The sequence below is a fragment of the Weissella tructae genome (genome assembly GCF_000732905.1).
Lineage (GTDB): Bacteria > Bacillota > Bacilli > Lactobacillales > Lactobacillaceae > Weissella > Weissella tructae.
The window spans coordinates 787,275-808,660 of sequence record NZ_CP007588.1; the positions used below are offsets into that span (position 1 = coordinate 787,275).

General features: G+C 40.9%; 24 protein-coding genes and 1 riboswitch. Of the genes, 1 reads left to right on the top strand and 23 read right to left on the bottom strand.

All coding sequences use genetic code 11. From position 1 onward, the window contains the following. Nucleotides 1–180: 180 nt before the first annotated feature. From pepT to WS08_RS06950, 5 genes are all read right to left on the bottom strand, one after another. A complete protein-coding gene (gene pepT / locus WS08_RS03825) occupies nucleotides 181–1,431 on the bottom strand; it encodes a peptidase T (RefSeq protein ID WP_009496475.1) in 1,251 nt (416 codons plus the stop codon). A 19-nt stretch (nucleotides 1,432–1,450) separates the two neighbouring features. After that, nucleotides 1,451–2,248 carry a Nif3-like dinuclear metal center hexameric protein gene (locus tag WS08_RS03830; protein WP_009496474.1) on the bottom strand — a complete coding sequence of 266 codons (798 nt, stop codon included), beginning with the start codon at nucleotides 2,246–2,248 and terminating at the stop codon, nucleotides 1,451–1,453. After that, complete coding sequence (locus WS08_RS03835) at nucleotides 2,235–2,936, bottom strand: tRNA (adenine(22)-N(1))-methyltransferase (protein WP_009496473.1); 702 nt, start codon at nucleotides 2,934–2,936, stop codon at nucleotides 2,235–2,237. Before WS08_RS03835 ends, WS08_RS03830 begins: the two co-directional genes overlap by 14 nt. Nucleotides 2,937–3,088: 152 nt before the next feature. Next, complete coding sequence (locus WS08_RS03840; protein WP_009496472.1) at nucleotides 3,089–4,369, bottom strand: tetratricopeptide repeat protein; 1,281 nt, start codon at nucleotides 4,367–4,369, stop codon at nucleotides 3,089–3,091. Beyond that, nucleotides 4,370–4,516, bottom strand: a complete 147-nt coding sequence (locus WS08_RS06950) for a hypothetical protein (protein ID WP_009496471.1) — start codon at nucleotides 4,514–4,516, stop codon at nucleotides 4,370–4,372. Between the two features lie 211 nt (nucleotides 4,517–4,727). On the opposite strand from WS08_RS06950, the gene WS08_RS03845 reads away from it, so the two are divergent. Beyond that, nucleotides 4,728–5,204, top strand: coding sequence for an NUDIX hydrolase (locus WS08_RS03845; RefSeq protein ID WP_009496470.1), 477 nt, complete (start codon nucleotides 4,728–4,730; stop codon nucleotides 5,202–5,204). Nucleotides 5,205–5,308: 104 nt separating this feature from the next. On the opposite strand, the gene WS08_RS03850 is transcribed toward WS08_RS03845, so the two are convergent. From WS08_RS03850 to WS08_RS03935, 18 genes are all read right to left on the bottom strand, one after another. Then, nucleotides 5,309–6,010, bottom strand: a complete 702-nt coding sequence (locus WS08_RS03850; protein WP_009496469.1) for a hypothetical protein — start codon at nucleotides 6,008–6,010, stop codon at nucleotides 5,309–5,311. A 1-nt stretch (nucleotide 6,011) separates the two neighbouring features. Next, a complete protein-coding gene (locus WS08_RS03855) occupies nucleotides 6,012–6,509 on the bottom strand; it encodes a DUF805 domain-containing protein (RefSeq protein ID WP_009496468.1) in 498 nt (165 codons plus the stop codon). 246 nt (nucleotides 6,510–6,755) lie between these two features. Beyond that, nucleotides 6,756–7,685 carry a lactate/malate family dehydrogenase gene (locus WS08_RS03860; RefSeq protein ID WP_009496467.1) on the bottom strand — a complete coding sequence of 310 codons (930 nt, stop codon included), beginning with the start codon at nucleotides 7,683–7,685 and terminating at the stop codon, nucleotides 6,756–6,758. A 16-nt stretch (nucleotides 7,686–7,701) separates the two neighbouring features. Then, nucleotides 7,702–8,913, bottom strand: a complete 1,212-nt coding sequence (locus WS08_RS03865) for an MFS transporter (RefSeq protein ID WP_009496466.1) — start codon at nucleotides 8,911–8,913, stop codon at nucleotides 7,702–7,704. A gap of 2 nt (nucleotides 8,914–8,915) precedes the next feature. Beyond that, on the bottom strand, nucleotides 8,916–9,416 hold the full coding sequence (locus WS08_RS03870; RefSeq protein WP_009496465.1) for an ECF transporter S component: 501 nt from the start codon (nucleotides 9,414–9,416) through the stop codon (nucleotides 8,916–8,918). Further along, nucleotides 9,406–10,227: a bifunctional hydroxymethylpyrimidine kinase/phosphomethylpyrimidine kinase gene (locus tag WS08_RS03875; RefSeq protein WP_038566673.1), complete on the bottom strand. Its 822-nt coding sequence runs from the start codon at nucleotides 10,225–10,227 to the stop codon at nucleotides 9,406–9,408. The genes WS08_RS03870 and WS08_RS03875 overlap by 11 nt, the downstream gene beginning before the upstream one ends. Before the next feature lie 333 nt (nucleotides 10,228–10,560). After that, nucleotides 10,561–10,836 (bottom strand): HU family DNA-binding protein, encoded by a 276-nt coding sequence (locus WS08_RS03880; protein WP_009496463.1) that lies wholly within the window; start codon nucleotides 10,834–10,836, stop codon nucleotides 10,561–10,563. 333 nt (nucleotides 10,837–11,169) lie between these two features. Next, nucleotides 11,170–12,480 carry a ribosome biogenesis GTPase Der gene (gene der / locus WS08_RS03885; RefSeq protein WP_009496462.1) on the bottom strand — a complete coding sequence of 437 codons (1,311 nt, stop codon included), beginning with the start codon at nucleotides 12,478–12,480 and terminating at the stop codon, nucleotides 11,170–11,172. Between the two features lie 135 nt (nucleotides 12,481–12,615). Then, the gene (gene rpsA, locus WS08_RS03890; protein ID WP_009496461.1) at nucleotides 12,616–13,866 is read right to left on the bottom strand and encodes a 30S ribosomal protein S1; all 1,251 of its coding nucleotides are present in this window, start codon (nucleotides 13,864–13,866) and stop codon (nucleotides 12,616–12,618) included. Nucleotides 13,867–13,962: 96 nt separating this feature from the next. After that, complete coding sequence (cmk, locus tag WS08_RS03895) at nucleotides 13,963–14,643, bottom strand: (d)CMP kinase (RefSeq protein ID WP_009496460.1); 681 nt, start codon at nucleotides 14,641–14,643, stop codon at nucleotides 13,963–13,965. 110 nt (nucleotides 14,644–14,753) lie between these two features. After that, entirely contained in the window at nucleotides 14,754–15,344 is a 591-nt protein-coding gene (locus tag WS08_RS06770) for a LysM peptidoglycan-binding domain-containing protein (RefSeq protein ID WP_009496459.1), read from the bottom strand. A gap of 179 nt (nucleotides 15,345–15,523) precedes the next feature. Beyond that, a complete protein-coding gene (locus tag WS08_RS03905; RefSeq protein WP_009496458.1) occupies nucleotides 15,524–16,963 on the bottom strand; it encodes a RecQ family ATP-dependent DNA helicase in 1,440 nt (479 codons plus the stop codon). Then, nucleotides 16,960–18,006, bottom strand: coding sequence for a YpbB family protein (locus WS08_RS03910; RefSeq protein ID WP_009496457.1), 1,047 nt, complete (start codon nucleotides 18,004–18,006; stop codon nucleotides 16,960–16,962). Before WS08_RS03910 ends, WS08_RS03905 begins: the two co-directional genes overlap by 4 nt. A 15-nt stretch (nucleotides 18,007–18,021) precedes the next feature. Then, complete coding sequence (locus tag WS08_RS03915; protein WP_009496456.1) at nucleotides 18,022–18,609, bottom strand: ECF transporter S component; 588 nt, start codon at nucleotides 18,607–18,609, stop codon at nucleotides 18,022–18,024. A 72-nt stretch (nucleotides 18,610–18,681) separates the two neighbouring features. Beyond that, nucleotides 18,682–18,799, bottom strand: a riboswitch (FMN riboswitch). 56 nt (nucleotides 18,800–18,855) lie between these two features. After that, nucleotides 18,856–19,626 carry a pseudouridine synthase gene (locus WS08_RS03920; RefSeq protein WP_009496455.1) on the bottom strand — a complete coding sequence of 257 codons (771 nt, stop codon included), beginning with the start codon at nucleotides 19,624–19,626 and terminating at the stop codon, nucleotides 18,856–18,858. Continuing rightward, complete coding sequence (gene scpB / locus WS08_RS03925; protein ID WP_009496454.1) at nucleotides 19,619–20,230, bottom strand: SMC-Scp complex subunit ScpB; 612 nt, start codon at nucleotides 20,228–20,230, stop codon at nucleotides 19,619–19,621. Before scpB ends, WS08_RS03920 begins: the two co-directional genes overlap by 8 nt. After that, nucleotides 20,208–21,014 (bottom strand): segregation and condensation protein A, encoded by an 807-nt coding sequence (locus WS08_RS03930; protein ID WP_009496453.1) that lies wholly within the window; start codon nucleotides 21,012–21,014, stop codon nucleotides 20,208–20,210. Before WS08_RS03930 ends, scpB begins: the two co-directional genes overlap by 23 nt. After that, complete coding sequence (locus WS08_RS03935; RefSeq protein ID WP_009496452.1) at nucleotides 21,007–21,381, bottom strand: hypothetical protein; 375 nt, start codon at nucleotides 21,379–21,381, stop codon at nucleotides 21,007–21,009. Before WS08_RS03935 ends, WS08_RS03930 begins: the two co-directional genes overlap by 8 nt. Between the last annotated feature and the right edge of the window lie 5 nt (nucleotides 21,382–21,386).

A 21,386-nucleotide genomic window follows, 5' to 3' on the forward strand; every position in this document is an offset into this window, starting at 1 on the left:
TATCCGTCTATAATGTGAACCCTTTCGCATAATTTCACAAAGTCACTTTTGTCCGAATGTTTTTTCGCGCAATACACGGCTAGCACCACATTTATTTCCAAAATATTGATGTGCATTTATCATCATAAACAGAAAAAAGGTACCGTCTTGCTACAAACAAGACAGTACCTTTTTAGATGATTACTTTGTTGCGTTTAATTCTACAATCTTCAAAACAGTGTCTACGGCTTGCTTCATTGTACGTGTTGAAACGTATTCAAAGCGACCGTGCATGTTTTCAGCTCCAGCAAACACATTTGGTGTTGGCAAACCAAGGAATGTAATCTTTGATCCATCAGTTCCACCACGAACAGGTTCGATAATTGGTGTAATACCCAATTCGTTCATAGCTGCTTCGGCCAAGTTAACAGAAATCATGTTATCCTTTAGGATTTCACCCATGTTGTAGTATTGGTCAACCATGTTCAATTGAATACGGTCTTCACCAAATGCAGCATTCATGTCATCAACAATCTTTTGCATCATTGCCTTACGACCTTCAAACTTTTCGCGATCGTGATCACGAATAATGTAAGTCATTGTTGCTTCTTCTGGTGTGCCATCCATTGCTAGCAAGTGGAAGAATCCTTCTGTTCCTTCAGTATGTTCTGGACGATCATGCGCTGGCAATGCGGCATGCAGATCCATTCCAACTTGTAAGGCATTCACCATTGTATCCTTTGCAGTTCCAGGGTGAACATTACGTCCCATAATCTTGATGTCCGCACCAGCAGCTGAGAATGTTTGCCATTCTAGTTCGCCAAGTGGTCCACCATCCAATGTGTACGCAAATTCTGCCCCAAATTCAGCAACGTGGAAGTTGTTCGCTCCCATACCGATTTCTTCATCAGGTCCAAAGGCAAAGCGCAATGGTCCATGCTTGAATTCTGGGTGGGCCACAAAGTAATCTGCCGCAGCCAAAATTTCAGCTACCCCAGCCTTATCGTCAGCCCCTAGCAAAGTTGTTCCATCAGTTGTAATCAAAGTATGTCCGTCATACTTCTTTAGACTTGGGAAGTCCTTTGGTGACAATGTAAATTCATCATTCAACTTAATGTCTGATGCCCCATCATAGTTTTCAACAAATTGTGGTTGTACATTCACTGAGTTAAAGTCAGCTGTGTCAACGTGGGCAATAAACCCAATTGTTGGTACATCTGCTTCAATATTTGAACTTAGTTCCGCAAAGACATAACCGTCTGACATTGTACGAACATTTTCAAGACCCATTTCTTCTAATTCCACAGCCAAGTCAGCTAAGAAAGCCACTTCCTTTGGATCAGATGGTGTTGTTGTTGATGTTTCATCAGAGCGTGTATCAATCTTCACGTAACGTACAAAACGTTCTACCAAGTTAGGATATACTGCGTTAATTTGTTCTAGTTCACTCATATTGATTACCTCTTCCTCTTTAAATATATTGATATGGATCTGTATTCACCGTTGAGACAAATATATTATCCAATTCCCAGTTATATTGAGATTGCCAAGTTTGGACTAACTTAGCCATCTCTTTTGTTGCTAAAGCTTCCATGTGATGGTCTGGGTCAATGACCACAAAATCATCCATTAAGATACTGTGTCCAACATGGTAATAGATATCTGCTGTGACATAGGCATCCGCCCCTTGTGCTTGCGCGACGGCATATTCTTTACCACCATCCCCGCCCAAGACGGCAACAGTTTTAATCAAACGATCAGTATCATTGGCAATCACACGCACTTTTTCGACGCCACACACATCACGAATGAATGCAGCATAGTTGGCAACTGTCATGGGTTCAGCTAGTGTTCCAATGCGCCCCAATCCAGTTTCCCCATCCGGATTAGCCAATAACGGCTTCACGTTTTTAATTGTAAAGGCATCCGCCAACCAATCATTCAAGCCATCTTTTGCAGCGTCCAAATTAGTATGTGCCGCATAAACCACAATATCGTGTTTAATTAACTTCGCATACATTTGATTTTGCGGATCACTAAGATCTAAATTCTTGGCTGGGCGAAACATGACTGGATGATGTGCAAAAATAAAGTCCACACCTTTGGCAATCGCTTCTTCAACAACCTCTGGTAAAACATCCAAAGTTGTCATGACACGATGAATCTCTTGGGTACCATCCCCAATTTGAATGCCAATTGCATCACGTTCCCAAGCTAAGTGCTTCGGTGCATGTTCTTCAATTTTTTGAATTAACTCATTGGCCTGCATGGGCAAGTACCTCTTCAATTTCCGCTTTTTGAGCGGCATATTTTTGATACGCGGGCGTGTCTGTTTTTTCAACTGCAACTAATTGTGCCATCACATCACCAATACGATCTGCTTCACGTTGCCACTTGGCACGCCAAACATCATCGTTAGCCGCAATGTTAAACGGTCCATAATGACGTTCTTGACTGGTTAGGCTTTGTTCACCTGGGACAGCGACCACAATTTCATAATAATGACCTTCATCAAGCAACATTGTTTCTGCTTCAATTTGGTAACCATGTGTTTCTAACCATTCACGAACAACGTAAACATCAATATTTGGTTGTAAAATCAAATGATCATATTGTTCACCATTTTGGTGACCAGCTTCAAGGATTTGGCTAATTAAGCGTCCCCCCATTCCAGCTACCACAACAGTATCAATATTATCTTCTGGTGTTACCGCTGCTAAGCCATCAGCTAAACGCGCTTCTAAGCGGTCACTCAAACGATGACGCATCACTTCTTGACGCGCATTTTCTAATGGCCCCTTCGCAACTTCACCTGCAATCCCAAAACTGATTTTGTCAGCTAATAATAGATTGGCTGGCAAGTATGCATGATCAGAACCAATATCAGCTAAACGGGCGTTAGCGGGTACGTAATCTGCGACAACTTGTAATCTCTTTGATAAATGCAATGCGTCCATAAATTCGTCTCTTTTTCTTTATAAATATTATCTTCTAGTTTAGCACACATCAGCTGACTCGCTGGATAAGTTACACGATATTCAGAGGTTTTTTAACATGAGATACACAAAAAGCATTCACCATCACTGATAAATGCTTTTTATGGTCGTTTCTAATAATCTGTATCAGCTAAAGCAGCCAATGTTTCACTCATTTCTAAGTCCGTTGGCACGAGTTCGACATAACGTGTCAAAGTTTCTAGGGCTAATTCTTGGTTTCCATTTTCACGGAAGTAGAAGAATGCTTCACGTAAGAAGTTAGCGTCATCAATAAACAACGGCACCGCGGCTTGCCAATATTGTGTGGCCATTTCGTAATCTTCCAAAGCGGTGTAACTTTGCGCTAGATTACGGTAAATCACAGGGTCAATATCTGCTTCATCATCTGCCAAATAATCATTCAACAAGGCAATGTTTTCCGCATACTTGTTTTGCAAAACCAACCAATCAGAATAATCCAAGACCAAAGTTGGATCACCAGGATTATTACGCAATCCTTCTTTGTATAGTTGTTCTGCTTGTTCGCTTGAACCCAAACGTTCGCTCAAAATCGCTGCACGTTCAACCAATTTTGTATTAAATTGATCAACTGCTAGTCCAGCTTGGTAAGTACGTAATGCATCTTCGTCTTGTTGGGCATGTTCATACAAGTTTCCCAATGGTTCGTACAATGTGGCATAACTTGCATCAATTTCCATCAATTCTTCAAATGTATCGATGGCCTTTTGATGTGTTTCTTCGTCCGCCGCATATAACATTCCTAATTGGAAACGTACGTCTGGTGTCAATTCAGTTGTCTTGATTTGTTCTAGGTATGCTAACGCGTTAGTTACATCTCCAACTAAGGCATAGGCAACCCCAATACGTGACGCAACGTCAGTCCCAGAGAAATAACGATCCCCAGCCTTCAATAGTTCACGGTAGTAAGGAATAGCTTCTTGGTACTTCGCAGAAGCAAAGTAGTATTCTGCTAACGCGAAGCCAATGACCGCTTCTTCTGGTGCCAAATTGTGCGCTTCCAACAACTTAGCTTCAGCAGGTTCATACAAACCTTCTGATTGATATAGGTCAGCCAAAACAAGTAGAGATTCCAAGTATGCATTTGATGTTGGCTTAATATCGGCCAAATACCCCATCGCTGCATCCGTATCATCTTCATCAATCGCAATATCAGCTAATGCTGTACGTAATTGGTCTTCATCTGGATAACGTTCTAGTAGCTTTTCGTAAGCACGCTTGGCTTGATTACTCATCCCCAATGCGTATAATTCTTCGGCTAATGAATAGATTGTATCATCGTCATCATGTCGTAAGGCTGATGCAAATGACTTCTTTGCTTCATCTACTTGGCCCAAGGCCAATTCATTTAACATGCGTTCTCCAAAAGATGCCATTTATTGCTCCTTATCTGCGCTTGCCTTTTGGCGCGCTTGTGCTAATAATGCAGCGCGTTGCGCTTGCTTTTGTTCACGTGTCACTTGCCCTTTTTGTGCCGCTCCACGTGAGAAATCGTTTGATTTAAGTGTTCCTTTAGTTGACATTTTTTTGCCCCCTTTAATAATAAGTATGTTCTATTATAGACGAGTCTTAGTGTCTTGGCTAACTTTCCAAGCGCTTACTTAACAGATTCATCAAATTCCAAATAATCTGCCCTCGTATCGACTATACTTAATGACATCAAGCTCCCCTCATTCAGTAGCTAAGCGACCCGACATCCTCGTGATATAATACAAGGACGGAGGAAGAATCATTATGGTAATGGAAGCATATTTTAAAGATTTACGTGCAAAAATTGGACATGACGAAATCATCATGCCGGGTGTTGCGGGAGTGTTATTTGATGAAACGCGTACAAAGGTTCTGTTAGAACAACGTGGTGATGGTGAAATCGGTTGGAGTCTTGTTGGCGGTATGCAAAATCTTCATGAAAGTGCCATGACTTCTTTAATTCGTGAATTTAAAGAAGAAACTGGTTTGGATGTAGAAATTGCGTCACTTATTGGGCTAGATACTAATTTTCACCACACTTTTCCAAATGGGGATAAAGCCCAAATCCCAATGACTTTATTCGAGGTCACACAAACAGGTGGTTCTTTACAAGCAGACGGTGATGAGACGACAAGTCTACAATTCGTGCCCCTAGCAAGCCAACCTACAATGTACAACCCGCAGCATCAATATGCCATTGATCAATTGATTAAAGACATTCCTTACGGTTGGTACAATTAATTCGCAATATCAAATTAAAAAGGACCAACAATCCATTTGTTGGTCCTTTTATATTTCCCTCACGCCGACTTTATCGCCACTTGATGTGGTCAATATGATTATTTTTAATGCTTTAACTTAATAGCTGCCACGTCAGTTCCATCCATTGGAACCAACAAATAATCTTGGTTGTTGTCTGATTCATACACTAACGTCTTTTTAATTGTTTCACCTGGATTCAAAATACCGTCTTCCAAGAATTTAAAGTGCTTGTCTTCTACCGCTGACATACTTGTTTTACGGTTCAAAGCATCCACAAACAACCATTCACCATCGTACTTTTCGGCAATCATCAAATTGTCCACTGAGTATTCAGCGGCATCTTTACCAGTATTTGTCAGTGTAATCTCGATTGTTCGATAATGATCTTTTTGTTGCTTAAAGCTCACTGCCTCAAAAGCAATATCATCAGAGGTTACTGCTTTGTTCATCCCAACAACATCGACATCAACGTCTTCATCCTCATACGGCTCTTCGTCTAATCCTGATTCAAGTACGCCCATACGAACGCCTTCGAATGCAAATTGCGCCATTACCGCACCATTAAACATCAAAACAGTTAATAAGGTTGCAATCAACGCAACGACATGGTTATTTTTACGATTAATAATCATGCCAATAGCTGACATCGCTACCCCAGCCGTCAAAAGGACATACCCGACAAGATTTAATGCCCATATTCCACTAGGAATCATAACAGCAATCATCCCGAAGAATGCGATACCCATTCCAACAAAACCTAACCACGTATTTTTTTCTCTTGGCATGTTAAATCTCCTTTTCTGTATCCGCTACAACTTTAACGTCTGTTTGCGTTGGCAACAATTCGATGACTTCCACATGATTCGCTGCGTTGTTACTTAAATCTTCTGACATATCCATATCGTCTGTATTGGTTGGCAAGCACATAAAGATTAACAAGATTAATGACCCAACAAAAGGTACAAAATTCAAGAAAATTAATCCCCATGGATAACCTGCATCACGTAAACGTCGCACTGTGATAGACAAACTAGGTAATAAAATCGCCACGGTAAACGCCCATGAAGCGAGTCCATATAAGATCATTGTGATAACCATCAAGCCAAACATTGCTTCAGGGGATTCAGTAAATGAAATACCAATCACCCAAGTCAACAACATTGCTAAACTCATCAGTAACCCAATTAACGTATTAATGGCCATTGCATACCAAAATTGTGATCGTGTTGCCTTACCACTAAAGTCAACATAGCCACGCCAAAAATCTACATAGTATTGAAACATATTTTTCTCCTTATTTGTACCGATTCTAGTTCTCTTCGAATCTATTTACATGTCGTTTTTTTTGACACGCCATATCACCTCGTAGAGATTCCCCACATCTATATCTGTATTATACCGTTTTACATCCACCTTTTGAAGAAAGTGTCCTACTGATACGCTTCACCCCTCAGACGAGCGAGGGGTATAACCACATTTTTTGACATACAAAAAGACACTGCCAGCGACAGTGTCTTTTAAAATCAATCATTAGTTAGCTTCCAAAACTTCATGATACTTCGTCGCAATAAAATCACGTGAAGCATGTAGTGCTTGTGTTTCTTCTTCAGTTAGTAACAAGTCACAACTCTTAACGATACCACGTTCCCCAACAATCGCTGGGTATGAATAGTAGACTTCTTCACCATCACGCAAATGAGACAAGACGATTTCTTCATTTGTGTTATCTAGAATAGCTTTTGCAATACGAATACCGGCTGTGGCAACACCATAACTAGTGAAGCCTTTTCCCTTCATGATTGCTTGCGCCCCAGTAACCGCTGATGTAGCAATTTCTGTTAGATCCAAACCACGTTCTTGTGCTAATTCAGTCATTGGTAACCCCAATGCCTTAACAGTCGACCAGGCGACAAATTGTGTTTGTCCATGTTCACCTAGACTATATCCACTGATTGAACGAGGGTGAATATCTAGTTTATCAGCAAGCACACGTTGCATACGTGCTGTATCAAGCAATGTTCCTGTTCCAACTACTTGGTTAGCAGGCAAGCCTGTTTCCTTTTGGTACAGCGTTGTAATGACGTCTAACGGATTAGACATGACAATTAACACACCATTGAAACCAGATGCCTTAATTTGTTGACTCACACTGCGCACCATTTCGCTTGTAAACGCTAATTCAATGAAACGGTCACCATGACTATTCTTTTGCAGCCCAATGTCACCCAAGGTTGAGATCAATACATCTGCTTCCCCTAGCGCTGACCAATCATTTGCAATAATTTTTGCGTTCGTTGTGTCATTTGCCATGGCATCTTCAAAATCAATTTTATTAGCTGTTGCTTTCGCTTCAGTACGGTTCAAGAACACATATTCATCCGCCAAATTTTGTGCAATCATCCCATGTGCGACTGCACAACCAACATTTCCCATTCCAATAATACCAACTCGTCGTGTCATCACATTACCTCACTTTTTATGAAAAGACTTTTTTATAACTGGCTGTATATAGTCCCGCTACCAAAAGCATGACCATCAACCCCAAGTAAACCCAACTTTGTAAGACACCTTCTGGATTATTTGAGAACGCAATTCCGTAAGCAATCGGCCCCGTTGACGCTAACAAATATCCTCCAGCTTGTGCCATTCCAGCTAACGCTGCTGTTTGCATGTGGTTTTCTGTCTTTTGTGCAAACATAGTCATCACATACAGGAAGAAGAATCCTGTCACATATCCCATCAATAGGAGTTGTACAACCCAGTACCAAATATCACTCGTTTGGTGGTTAAACATCATGTAGGCTGAAATTAGTCCGAAAATACCACTAACCAAAATCATCCATTCTACCTTACGGCGTGTCAAACGCACCAAAATATTAGGTACTAAAATTGATAATGGCATTCCGATCAAAGAATATACGGCCATAATCCACCCCACATTGTGATCTGCAACACCTTCATGCGCCATCAGCGCTGGCATCCAAGCGACCACTGTATAGTTGATTAATGATTGTGTTCCAAAGGTCAACATCAAAGCCCATGCACGTGGATTACCGTATAAATGTAACTTTTCCTTTGGCGCTGTTGGTTCTTTTGTTTTCGCTTTAGTATCAATTTTAGGTTCTGCATGGCTTTTCGCAAACAACCAAACAGACAACGCCAAGACCGTTAGTCCAAGAATAACATACATCACTGATTGCCAACCAAAGGCTTTCATAATTGGAACGGTAATCAAATTGAATACCGCAACACCAATCATAATGGTCAAAGAATAGATAGATGTATACACACCAATTTTATTTGGGAAGAAAGCGACCACAAACGATGGCATGAAGACGTTAAGGTACGCAATCCCTGCCCCCATCAATACCGTCCCCGCCAACATAGCAGGCATATTCGCAAATGTTCTAAACGCAGCTCCGATGACGACCAATGTAATGGCCAATGTCATCGCACGCTTAATGCCCAAATGGTTCATTGTCTTCGCGGCCAATGTTGAAATGGTCATAAACATCAACAACGGAATTGTTGTTAACACACTCAACGTTGCCGGATTTGTTTGTAATGAATCAGCAATTGGATCCAGCATCATTGGTAACGCTGTAATAGGCGCTCGCATAATGCTTCCCAACAAAACTACACTTAGCACCAATGCTAATGTAATTTTAGAATATTTTGTTTTAATCATAATTATTTATTTTCCTGTTTTTCGAGAATTCGAATAAGTATTTGTGCAACTAGCCAACCGACTAGTACTTGTGTCATATTTAGGGGTATTTCAGCCAACGCAGCGACTAATGCCGACAACAATGACATATTCATGCCACCAATCAACCAAAGCATTAGACCACCCGCAAGCCAATAACCACCTACGACAACAATTAACGCAATAAGTAGTGACCAGAGACGCTTGAATCGCCCCTCCTTAACATCAATCAACCATCCTTCTGCCCCATGAATCAAGAGCGAAAAAATCATCCATTGTGGATATCCAGCTAGTAAATCTAACAATAGTCCTGTTAGTCCACCAACCAGCATCCCACTCGTGCGACCAAAACGCCATGCCGCCACAAAAATACCAACTTCAACTAATGAAATGAATCCAGTTGGTGTTGGTACTTTCACGACAACACTTAATGCCACATTCAAAGCGATAAACATGCTCAATAAAGTTAATTGCTTAATTTTCATGCTCGTCTCCTTTAATGCGTCGCGCAGATTGCCAAACATTACCTAAGTTTTGTTGCGCATCTAAGCGAACACCATAAGTAATCCCTTTATAAACAAAATCTTTTGCATCTGCAACGCTATCAAACACTTGTTTATGTTGTGATAGATTTGACGTAATCGCTGCTGAAAATGTACAACCAGCACCATTGTTAAATTCAGTTTCAAGCTTTTGATTTTCAAGCATCATCCATTCGTGACCATCAAACACAATATCGATCGCTGATTGACCAGATAATCGCGCACCACCTTTAATCACGACCATTTCCGGTCCCATATCATAAAGTTCTTGTGCCGCTTTTTCCATGTCTGCAGTGGTCTGTATCTCATAGCCAACTAACAATTCAGCTTCTGATAAATTCGGTGTAATAACGGTGGCTAATGGTAGTAAACGTGTCTTAAATAATGTGATAATTTCACTAATATCCCAAGCATCACTTTCTTTGACTACCATAACTGGATCGACAATAATTGGCATTTTACCCAACACATGTGTGTTTAGATAATCTGTAATCATTTCAAAATGTTCTTGATTTGGAATCAACCCAGTTTTCACACCCGCAATGTCGGCTAAACTAAACACTGACGTGAGTTGTTCTGCAAGTACGCTCTGGTCAACGGGGTAAATATTAAAGTCATCTCCTAAAACAGTTACAATGCTCGTTAAAACACTCACTCCTTGATAACCATATTCTGTAAAGGTCGCTAAGTCGGCTTGAATCCCGCCACCAGCTAACGAGTCGGAACCCGCAATTGTTACAAGACGTTGTGTCATGATGCGCTCCTTTCTATCTTTAGTTTTCAAACTGAAAGAATTAAACGCTTATGTATTGGCATTTAATAAGCCATATCTTTATACCCTAACATATTTTATTCAGGACAACAAAGTTCGTTTTTTTCATATGTGTACTCGTTTTGTCCTTCTGTTCGCAAAACATACCTTTTTTGCCTAAATACGCGTCTCAGAATATAAAAATACAAAGAAAAAAAGAGCTAGCTCAATGAGCTAACTCTTTTCTTGATGTTTAGTCATATTAGAAACAAAATGTCTCTATTCATATACTAAACGTCCCCAAACGCCTATAAACTGCAGTCTATAGCGGTTTGATTACTTAACGGCATCCTTAAGAGCCTTACCAGGCTTGAATGCAGGTACCTTTGATGCTGGGATTTCGATTTCTTCCTTAGTTTGTGGGTTACGTCCCTTACGAGCCGCACGTGAACGCACTTCGAAGTTTCCGAATCCGATCAATTGAACCTTTTCTCCCTTAGCCAATGAATCTTGGATAGATGAGAAAACAGCGTCTACTGCTGAAGCAGCGTCCTTCTTAGTCAAACCAGTTGCAGTTGCAACATCATTTACCAATTCTTGCTTGTTAGCCATATCAAATTTTCCTCCTGTTTGATAGCAAATTGGAACTCCCAATTAAATGTTGAAATAGGTGTTCATAACTTTTCTATTTCGATACTCAGAATAACATACTATATCCATATAAACAACAAAAAAAGCTAAAAAACATTGATATATCAACGTTTTAAGAGAATCTAAACCTTTTTGTTATCGTTTTCATTGCATAAAAACAGAGTCTTCACTCGACGTAAACATTCGTTTTATGTATAACTTTTATATGATAAGTATATTTTAAATCGTTATACCATCCCATCTGAAAATTTTGCAATAAAAAAGCCCAGATTTTAAAAAAATCCGGGCTAATTATTACTTACGTGCACGCTTAATCAAGTGAATTGGTGTTCCTGTAAAGTCAAATGACTTACGAATTTGATTTTCAAGGAAACGTTCATATGAGAAGTGCATCAATTCTGGTTCGTTCACAAATACAACGAATGTTGGTGGTTGAATAGCCACTTGTGTTGCATAGTAAACACGTAGACGCTTTCCATTGACACTTGGTGTTGGGTTCAACGCCAAAGCATCCATCACAACTTCGTTCAATGTTGCAGATTGAATACGACGCTTGTGGTTTTCATCCACTTGCTTAATCAATTCTGGCAACTTGTCCAAACGTTGCTTTGTTTTCGCTGATACGAAAATGATTGGTGCGTATGATAGGTATTGGAATTCACTACGGATAGTTTGTTCAAATTCCTTCATTGTGTGATTATCTTTTTCAAGCGTATCCCACTTGTTCACGACGATAACGATTGCTCGTCCAGCTTCGTGAGCATAACCGGCAACGTGCTTATCTTGATCACGGATACCTTCTTCAGCGTTCAAGACCATCAAAACAACGTTTGAGTCATCAATCGCACGCATCGCACGCATAACTGAGTACTTTTCTGTTGTTTCGTAGACCTTACCACGCTTACGAATTCCGGCCGTGTCGACCATCACGAATTCATCACCTTCAGGTGTTGTAAACTTTGTGTCAACGGCATCACGTGTTGTTCCAGCAACATCTGAAACAATAACACGTTCTTCACCTAACAAAGCATTAACAATTGAAGACTTTCCAACGTTTGGACGTCCAATCAATGAGAAACGAATCTTATCATCGTCAGTAATTCCATCTGTTTCAGGGAATTCTGAGACAACTTGATCCAACAAGTCTCCCATTCCAGTACGGTGTGTACCAGAAATTGGGAATGGTTCTCCAAAGCCAAGTGCGTAGAAATCATAGATTTCTGCACGCATTTCAACGTTGTCGACCTTGTTTACAGCCAATACAACAGGCTTCTTTGAACGGTACAAAATCTTTGCAACACGTTCATCAGCTTCTGTCATACCTTCCTTAGCAGAAACAACAAAGACAATAACATCAGCTTCGTCAATCGCGATTTCAGCTTGATGTGTAATTTGTGACATAAATGGTTCGTCATCAATGTCAATTCCACCTGTATCAATCAAACGGAATTCTTGTGTCAACCATTCTGCACGTGTGTAAATACGGTCACGCGTAATACCAGGAGTATCCTCCACGATAGAAATACGATCACCTGCAATAGAGTTGAAGATAGTAGACTTTCCAACGTTTGGGCGACCAACGATCGCCATAACTGGTAATGCCATCTCACTTCCTCCTTTTTTTCGTAAAATAAAGATATCTTTAGTATAACACTTCAGTTATCTTTAAAGATAAAAAAATTAAGCGTATGTCAGGAGTCCCTAACATACGCTTAATTGTTAGTAATTTTAACTAATTAATTAGTTGAAATCCTTGAAGATGTCACCAAAGGCGTCACCCAAAGTAGCTGAACCCTCTTCTTCAGAAGTTGAGTAGTTCTTTGGAGCTGCTTCTTGGCGAGGACGACGTTGACGACGAGGACGGTCACCACCATTGTTGTTGTTTGATGATGAGGCGTTTTCTTCGCGTTCAGGCGCTTCTTCCAAAGCCTTGATTGACAATGACAAACGTTGCTTGTCAGGGTTCACTTCAAGAACCTTAACGTTAACCTTGTCACCAGCAGTCAATACGTCAGCTGGGTTGTTCACGTGCTTGTGAGCAATTTGTGAAACGTGAACAAGTCCTTCAACACCTGGGAATACTTCCACAAAGGCACCGAAGTCAACAACACGCTTAACAGTTCCTTCAAGAACAGTTCCTTCAGGAGCATTTTCAGCCGCAGCTTCCCATGGTCCTGGTTGTGTTGCCTTGATTGACAATGAGATACGTTCCTTTTCAGGATCCAATCCCAAGATCTTAACCTTAACATCATCACCAACTGCCAATACGTCAGAAGGTTGTGAAACGCGATCGTGTGAGATTTCAGATACGTGTACCAAACCATCTACACCACCAAGGTCGATGAAGGCACCAAAGTTAGTCATACGAGCAACCTTACCTTCAACAACATCACCTTCAGCCAATTCGTTGAAGATGCGTGACAATGCTTCTGAACGTTCTTCGTTCAAAACATCGCGACGTGACAAAATCAAACGGCTTTCAGTAGGATCGATTTCGATAATCTTTGCACGGATAGTTTGACCCTTGTATTGGTTCAAATCTTGCACAAAGCGGTTTTCGATCATTGATGCAGGTACGAATCCACGTACTCCAGCAACGTCTACAACCAATCCACCCTTAACAACTTGGGTAACAGGCGCTTCTACGATGTCACCTGCGTTAAACTTGCTTGCGATTTCTTCCCAAGCACGACGAGCTTCAAGGCGACGCTTTGAAAGTAGGTATGATCCACCTTCCTTGTCAGATCCGATAGTTGATACAACTACCAAATCAATAACGTCTCCGACCTTGACAAGATCGTTCACATCAGCATCACGGTCTGAAGTAAGTTCGCGCATTGGGATTACTCCTTCAACACCGGCTCCTTCAATACCTACGATAACTTGACGGTTATCATCAATTGCCAAGACTTCACCCTTAACTACATCACCAACTTTAACTTCGGCTACGCTGTCAAGAGCTGCCAATAGCTCATTGTTTTCTTCGTTCATTACAATATATCCTCCTGGTCACACGACTCTAGCAATAATTATACTAGATACAATATTTAATTACTAGCCCTAAATGCGTCGAGCCGACATGTTTTTTTAATTAATTTTTGTTGCCATAATTTTTTTAACAGAATCAACGACTTCTGCAATCGTTAATCCGGTTGTGTCCACTTCAACGGCATCATCTGCCTTGCGAAGTGGTGAAATTTCGCGATGTGAATCTAAGTAATCACGACGTTCAATTGCTGCTGCGATTTCTTCCAATGATTCCTCGTCTGCAATCCCCTTTAATTGGTTCTCGCGATAACGACGTTCTGCACGTTCTTGGACTGAGGCAATCAAGAAGATTTTCACTTCTGCATTGGGCAACACTGTTGTTCCAACGTCACGCCCGTCCATCACAACACTGTTTGTTGTTGTAATATCACGTTGCTTTTCAGTCATTGCTGTACGTACTGCTGCATATGATGCAACGGCAGAAACATGCTTCACAACTTCTGAAGAACGAATATCATTCGTCACTTCAACATCGTTCAAAAAGACAAGTTGTCCGTCTTCACCTGGTGCAAATCGAATATCGATTGTTGGCAACAAGGCAACGACAGCCTCTTCATCGTTTGGATCAATATCCGCACGTAACGCAGCTAATGTGACAGTTCTGTACATTGCACCAGTATCGACGTAAACATAGTCTAAATCACTGGCTAAAATCTTAGCAATCGTTGACTTTCCAGCTGATGCTGGTCCATCAATCGCAATTTGAATTAACTTCATCATTCACTATCCCTCTACTTCGTTAATAGTTTTTATTTTACGCTAAATGAACAATAAAAAAAAGGCTTGTTACTTACCTAAAAATCAGGTAAGTAATTGCCTTTTATTATTTTTTACTTTACACGCAACATTTGACCAGCTGAAAGTTGATCGATGTTAACGCCAGGGTTCAATGTACGCAATTCATCTACTGAAATACCAGCATTTGTTGCCACACGGTATGCCCCTTGACCAGCTTCAACAGCGACCGTCTTTTGGTCCTTGTCATCTGGCTTTGATGATTCCTTAGGCTTAGATTCAGTTGCCTTTTTTTCTGCTTCCTTAGCTGCTTTTTCACTCGCAGCCTTGTCAGCTTCAGCTTGTTTCTTTGCCGCAGCTTCTGCATCAGCCTTCTTTTGTGATTCTTCTTTCTCGCGTGCCTTTGCAGCATCACTTGAGAAACTTGTAACCTTTGTTTCTGATGTCATTGTCTTTGACCAAGCTTGTTCTTGGCTACTTGGTTGATTCAATGTTTGTAGGTATCCAATTACTGGCACCATTGATAATGCAACAACAGCCGCAATCAACACCCCGATAATGACACGGACTTGTTGTGTCTTACGGCGATGTGCAACACGAGATGTTGGTTCAGCTTTGCTTCCTGAAAAACCATTTTCCCATGGCTCTGTTGAGTCTTTTTGCACTTTTTCTTCGTTCTCAGACATGTTGTCGTTCCTCCTACTGTGTCTCTTCATAGAATTAGCATACATGTTCAGAGCACAATAAACACTAATAATTATAAATCCTTAACAAACATATAAAATTTTAACTAACTTCATGGATCATTCAACGCAACATTTGGCGCAAACACTTATATACCGCATATTTTCAAAAAGTAACGTGTTTACCTTTTCTTAAACATTTTCTGTAGCTGTTGCTGCCAATCTAGTAATTCAGTTGTCGTTTCAGGCACCGTTTCCCCAACTAAGCCCAATTCTTCGGGGTGCCATTTACGTTGTCCCACAGATTCAAATGCTTTTTGTTCTTCCTGTATCGATTCACTAAAGAACATTAAAATTTGCTCGCGTAATCGCCCGTTGGCATTGGCATACTGGCGCATTTTGTCTAAATCAGCATACCTTTTTTCGCGTCTCTCTGCCATGATGTTTTTCACATCTATCTCTGAGTAGCCCGCCTGTTGATAATATGCGAGTAAGCGTTGTTGTTCAGGTGATTTAATTCGTCCTGTTTCATAAAACGCTTGAATTGCTTGTTTTTCAGGAATCGTTTGATCAATTAATCCATAGTGTAATTGTTCATCCCCCGGTGCAAACAACAAAATCGCCACCGCGGTGTCCCCATTTCGACCTGCCCGGCCAAATTCCTGGAGATAATTCGGAATGTCACTACTCATATGATAATGAATGACATAGCGAATATTATCTTTATCAATCCCCATACCAAATGCTGAAGTCGCCATAATAACATCTAGCTGGCCTAACATAAACTGTTGTTGAATTCGGAATCGTTCCGTACTCTCCAAACCACCATGATATGCAGCAATCCGTTTACCCGTCTCACGTTGTAACTCACGCGCCATCGCCGTTGCTTGCTTCCGACTTGAAAAATACACTAATCCTGGTCCTTTTAAAGTCGTAATTAAACTGGCTAACCGTTCTTTTTTGTCTTGGCGTTGTGTAAAGTGCTCCGTGTGTAAATAGATATTTGGTCGGTTAACTGATTCCACATAGGTGAACCATTTACGTGTTTCCTTTGCAAAATCATCCTTCAATTTTGCTAACATTTCTGGTGTTGCTGTTGCCGTAAGCAAGAGTAATTGCGGTGTGTTTAAGCGCTCATGTATCTGTGGTAAGGCGAGATAATCAGGCCTAAAATCCGGTCCCCAAGTCAACATTGTGTGGGCCTCATCAATGACCATCAAATTAATGTCAACTTGCTGAAATGCACTGATAACATCTTCTTGACTCAGCATTTCTGGCGAAATGAACACGAATCGATACTGACCCAATCGTGCTAAAACACGTTGTCGTTCGTAACCCGTTAAGGTCGAATTAAAGGCCACGACAGCGCGTTCACCTTGATAATTCAAGCGTGCAACTTGGTCTTGCATCAACGACAACAGAGGCGTCACAATAATTGTGACCCCCGGGCGTAAGTAACCAACCATCTGATAAATCAACGATTTACCACCACCTGTTGGTAACATGGCCATGACTGATTCATCCGCTAATAATGCGGAAATGATTTCTGACTGCCCTGGTTTAAAAGCATCAAAACCAAAACGTGACTTTAATGTTTGTAAGACATTTTGCTCACTTATCATACAGTCACCTCCTGTTTAGTTAACCAAATTTGATACAAGCGGAAAACTAAAAATTCATACGGATCATCAGTCAATCGAATCGTCGTAAAGCGCCAGCGGTCAATTGGCCCCGTGAGTTTCTCTTCAAAATATGCTTTTACTTGTGGTGTGATAAAGCGTTCATATGGAAAATCCGCTAATGGCAACCAAATTGCCGCAGTTAATAGATGTTCACGCACAGTGCCAACTTTCAAGTGTTGTTGCTGTGCAATCATCTCTTCATTTAACCCTGCTTGTAACCCAGCTAAGCTTTTTTGGACCTTGGTTAAAGGCCCGCTTAATTGGGCCACCAAAGATACAAGTTCATGGATTGGATTCACATCCGTTTGTTCTAGGTAGGCTAACCAACTCGCAAACATATCTCGTTGCCACATCGTTGCATCCCAATCATCCCATGTATCGGGTAAGTCTAGTTGTTGATTCGTGAGCCCAACGATTTCATGACCTGACCAAGTTGCCACAAAGCGATTCGCCTCAGCTTGTTCTAAGGTGCTTAAAAATGCAGTCGTAGCGGTCAACCATTGATCCAATAACGTATCTTTATCTTGTTGTTGAAACCAACGCTTCACGAAGGCCATTTGTTGTTGCTCAATTTGCATCGGATAGTAGGTCTTATTGCTATAAGACCATTCCGACATAATTTGTTGTGCTAACAGCATCGTTTGATTAAATGCTGTCACTTTATATCGCACAAATATTTCTGGATGTTGTAATTGATAATGGTCCACTTGATATCGTTGCCATAAATCATCCCCGACTGAGGTACGCACATACACACCTTTTTCTGTTTCCAGTAAGGCCCCACTTTGGACCAAACGCGTCATTTGCGCTTCAAACTGAGTCCGTAATAAATCCGGTAAAACACGTGTATACGGCAAGATATCATAGCGTAGTGCCCAATACTCCGTCGACACGGTCATTTCATTTTTTAGGACACAGTAAACAATCCGACTTCGTCGGGGCTGTTCTACTGCATATAAACCTAATAAGAAATGATCATGCATGTTTAACTCCTTAAACTACGCCTGTAATTGTTGGCGCAAACGGGTAAAGATATTTTTAAATGGAAAGACGAGCATCCCGATAACAAGCATCATAATAGCGCCTGATACCAAGTTAAACGGCACAACCATGTACCATAGATAGTTCGCAGTTCCAAAAATTTGATTAATATCAAACTTTACTAACCACGCATACAAAGGAATCCCATAGACGTAATTCATCGCGGTCATCGCTAACGTCAAACCAAAAATTCCTAGCACAGAAGCTACTATATAAGAAGTCATTCGCCATGATTTAAAATCTGAGCCTAGGAACTTCATAACGATCGTCAATAAAATGGCTAACCCAATAATATTCATCGGTAGGCCAATATACGTTTCTACGCCACCATTATCTAATAACAATTTTAACACGGAGCGCAATCCCAAAATCGCATATCCTGTTTTTACGTTTAATAACATCGCCCCTAGAAAGACCGGCACGAATGAAAAGTCCATTTTCAAAAAGGATACCCCTGGCACAATGGGGAATTGTGTGAGTAACATCAAAATAAATGACATGGTTCCTAAAATTGAGATAACAGTGAGTGTCTTTACGCGGTTCATAATTTTTCCTCCAAACAAAAAATGCCTTTTCTAAGTCCAGGGCGACCTAAAAAAGACATATTGTCTATGATTTTAGTTCTTCTGTATACCAGACTTTACTGTCGGTCATGGAATTACACCATGTCAATCGCAAAAGCGAGTCGCGGACTTTACCGCCGGTCGGGAATTGCACCCTGCCCTGAAGAAATATTAAATTATTTTAATTCACTTACATATAGTAAGTTAAAACGCAACCAATGTCAAGTTTTATAGACGCCCACCTGACTTACGGAATTGTTGACCTGACTTCAAGTTTTGCACTTCTTCGTAACGCAAGTCACGGTATTCACCTGGCACCAAACCAGTCAAATCAAGCATTCCGTAACGTTCACGTGTCAACTTCACAACTGGGTGTCCAACAGCCTTCATCATTTCCTTAACTTGGTGGTAACGACCTTCATGAATCGTTAGACGAACCATGGCCACTTGCTTACGGTGGTCAGTTGAAATGATTTCTGCCTTAGCTGGCGCCGCATGGTATGTCACGTGACGATTCTTTTCAACCGTACGTACCGTAACTCCTTGACGCAAAGTCTTTAGCGCTTCGTTTGTTGGGATTCCCTTAACCTTCGCAACATAAACCTTGTCGATGTTGTACTTAGGGTGCATCAACTTGTTAGCCAATTCACCGTCATTTGTCATCAACAAGACCCCTGTTGTGTCGTAGTCAAGACGTCCAACTGGGTAAACACGTTCACGAACATCCTTTAGAACGTCCATAACTGTGTCACGTTCCTTATCGTCAGATGTCGTTGTCACCACACCACGTGGCTTGTTCAATAGGTAATAAACCTTCTTTTCTGATCCTTCAAGTGGTGCACCATTAACTTGAATCTTGTCACTTGGTTCAACCTTTGTACCAAGTTCAGTCACGATCTTACCGTTAACACTAACACTTCCTTCAGCGATCAACTTTTCTGAGGCGCGTCGTGACGCAACCCCGGCTTGCGCCATCACTTTTTGTAGTCGTTCAGCCATTGTATTCTCCATCTTCTTCTGCTGTCTCATTTAAAACATCTTCGTTCATTAATGGGACGGTTGTATTTTCTACTGTTTTCAATGCTTCTAATAGGTCAATTTCACCTAGTGGTGGCAAATCGGTCAATTGATTCAAACCAAAATAGTTTAAGAAATAATCCGTTGTGCCATAAAGATTTGGTCGGCCAATTTCTTTTGAACGACCTTTAATCTCCACCAAGTTACGCAACATTAATTTTTGTAGGGTTGCTTGTGATTGGACCCGACGGATTTCATCAATTCCAATTCGGGTAATTGGTTGCTTATATGCCACAATGGCCAAAACTTCCAATGATGCCTGTGATAATGACGTAGTCAACGGCACGGTAAAGTAGCGGCGCACTGTATCAGCTAACTCTACTTTCGTCACCAATTGATAGCGATCATCGGTTTGTAATAAATCTAAGCTTGAATGTTCATCAGCGACGTAATGTTCAGCTAAATCATCAAGGATTTGCGCGATTGCTGAGAAAGAGAAACCAGTAATGGCACTCATTTCTGCAACACTTACACCTTCATCCCCGGCCACAAATAAAATGGCTTCAATTTGTTGTCGATTCGTCATCTGCTAACTTTCCTTCTTCTTTAAATGTGTACGGTTCCGTTCCTGCTGAAAAGGTAATCGTGCCAAATTCTTCTACCTGTGCGACTAATAGATGTTGGTGACGAACCAATTCTAATAAACCAAGAAAGGTTGTCACAATTTTATCACGACTATCATGTGTCGCAAACAAAGTATCAAACGTAACCGTTCTTTCTTCCATTACCCGTTGCATCAATAGGTTCATCTGTTGACGAACAGACCATGTTTCCCCACGCATTGTGCGTGTTTGCCCACGTTGTTCAGTCACCGTCCGCTTTTGCAATAAGCGTTTAAAGGCTGCTTGCAAATCATCTAATTCCAAACCGACAGGTAGCGGTTCCGCGTCAATATCAAACGGCACGTCCATAGCGGCACGCGAAAATTGTTGTTGTCGCGTACCTTCTAGCTCACGTAAGTCTTCAGCGGCTTCTTGATATTGTTGGTATTCCAACAATTGCTGCATCAGTTCTTCACGTGGATCCCCTTGTTCAATTAAGGCATCCATTTCCATATCTGACTCAAAAATTTCAGGTTGTGGTAATAGATAACTCGCCTTAATTGACATCAATGTCGCAGCCATGACCAAAAAGTCACCACCAACATCTAAATTATGGGCTTCTGCATTATGTAGAAACTCTAAATATTGCTGTGTGATATCCACAATCGGAATATCAAAGATATCCATCTCATTAATCTTAATCAGATGTAGCAATAAATCGAGCGGGCCATCAAAATCTTCCACATGATAGGTTAATACTTCATCCATGCGTTTCACGCTGCCATTTCGTAATTAATCGTTGTGTTCGGAATGTGCCCAAAATCACTTGATCATGATACGTTTGTTGTAACGCATCAAAAATTTCAATCATATGTTTACGACGTGCTTTTTTAGGCACATCAGCCCCAAAAGCGAGTAAACAAACCACCACATTACCATACGCGAATTCAATGCCAACAATCGCTGAAAAATGATTCGTATCATTGTTGCGCCACAATAACAATTGACGTTCTTGTGGGTTCGCTTCATACCAGGCAAATTCACGTTGTGCATGTTCAAACTTTCGAAAACGTGGCAAATAAGACAAAAGTCCAATCGCAATTTTTTCTTGATCTTTTTTGACTACATTAAACATCCCGT

What these genes read in the sequence shown, in the direction of transcription:
- pepT (WP_009496475.1), bottom strand. Translation starts at nt 1,431, where the DNA reads ATGAGTGAACTAGAACAAATTAACGCAGTATATCCTAACTTGGTAGAA.
- WS08_RS03830 (WP_009496474.1), bottom strand. Translation starts at nt 2,248, where the DNA reads ATGCAGGCCAATGAGTTAATTCAAAAAATTGAAGAACATGCACCGAAG.
- WS08_RS03835 (WP_009496473.1), bottom strand. Translation starts at nt 2,936, where the DNA reads ATGGACGCATTGCATTTATCAAAGAGATTACAAGTTGTCGCAGATTAC.
- WS08_RS03840 (WP_009496472.1), bottom strand. Translation starts at nt 4,369, where the DNA reads ATGGCATCTTTTGGAGAACGCATGTTAAATGAATTGGCCTTGGGCCAA.
- WS08_RS06950 (WP_009496471.1), bottom strand. Translation starts at nt 4,516, where the DNA reads ATGTCAACTAAAGGAACACTTAAATCAAACGATTTCTCACGTGGAGCG.
- WS08_RS03845 (WP_009496470.1), top strand. Translation starts at nt 4,728, where the DNA reads ATGGTAATGGAAGCATATTTTAAAGATTTACGTGCAAAAATTGGACAT.
- WS08_RS03850 (WP_009496469.1), bottom strand. Translation starts at nt 6,010, where the DNA reads ATGCCAAGAGAAAAAAATACGTGGTTAGGTTTTGTTGGAATGGGTATC.
- WS08_RS03855 (WP_009496468.1), bottom strand. Translation starts at nt 6,509, where the DNA reads ATGTTTCAATACTATGTAGATTTTTGGCGTGGCTATGTTGACTTTAGT.
- WS08_RS03860 (WP_009496467.1), bottom strand. Translation starts at nt 7,685, where the DNA reads ATGACACGACGAGTTGGTATTATTGGAATGGGAAATGTTGGTTGTGCA.
- WS08_RS03865 (WP_009496466.1), bottom strand. Translation starts at nt 8,913, where the DNA reads ATGATTAAAACAAAATATTCTAAAATTACATTAGCATTGGTGCTAAGT.
- WS08_RS03870 (WP_009496465.1), bottom strand. Translation starts at nt 9,416, where the DNA reads ATGAAAATTAAGCAATTAACTTTATTGAGCATGTTTATCGCTTTGAAT.
- WS08_RS03875 (WP_038566673.1), bottom strand. Translation starts at nt 10,227, where the DNA reads ATGACACAACGTCTTGTAACAATTGCGGGTTCCGACTCGTTAGCTGGT.
- WS08_RS03880 (WP_009496463.1), bottom strand. Translation starts at nt 10,836, where the DNA reads ATGGCTAACAAGCAAGAATTGGTAAATGATGTTGCAACTGCAACTGGT.
- der (WP_009496462.1), bottom strand. Translation starts at nt 12,480, where the DNA reads ATGGCATTACCAGTTATGGCGATCGTTGGTCGCCCAAACGTTGGAAAG.
- rpsA (WP_009496461.1), bottom strand. Translation starts at nt 13,866, where the DNA reads ATGAACGAAGAAAACAATGAGCTATTGGCAGCTCTTGACAGCGTAGCC.
- cmk (WP_009496460.1), bottom strand. Translation starts at nt 14,643, where the DNA reads ATGATGAAGTTAATTCAAATTGCGATTGATGGACCAGCATCAGCTGGA.
- WS08_RS06770 (WP_009496459.1), bottom strand. Translation starts at nt 15,344, where the DNA reads ATGTCTGAGAACGAAGAAAAAGTGCAAAAAGACTCAACAGAGCCATGG.
- WS08_RS03905 (WP_009496458.1), bottom strand. Translation starts at nt 16,963, where the DNA reads ATGATAAGTGAGCAAAATGTCTTACAAACATTAAAGTCACGTTTTGGT.
- WS08_RS03910 (WP_009496457.1), bottom strand. Translation starts at nt 18,006, where the DNA reads ATGCATGATCATTTCTTATTAGGTTTATATGCAGTAGAACAGCCCCGA.
- WS08_RS03915 (WP_009496456.1), bottom strand. Translation starts at nt 18,609, where the DNA reads ATGAACCGCGTAAAGACACTCACTGTTATCTCAATTTTAGGAACCATG.
- WS08_RS03920 (WP_009496455.1), bottom strand. Translation starts at nt 19,626, where the DNA reads ATGGCTGAACGACTACAAAAAGTGATGGCGCAAGCCGGGGTTGCGTCA.
- scpB (WP_009496454.1), bottom strand. Translation starts at nt 20,230, where the DNA reads ATGACGAATCGACAACAAATTGAAGCCATTTTATTTGTGGCCGGGGAT.
- WS08_RS03930 (WP_009496453.1), bottom strand. Translation starts at nt 21,014, where the DNA reads ATGGATGAAGTATTAACCTATCATGTGGAAGATTTTGATGGCCCGCTC.
- WS08_RS03935 (WP_009496452.1), bottom strand. Translation starts at nt 21,381, where the DNA reads ATGTTTAATGTAGTCAAAAAAGATCAAGAAAAAATTGCGATTGGACTT.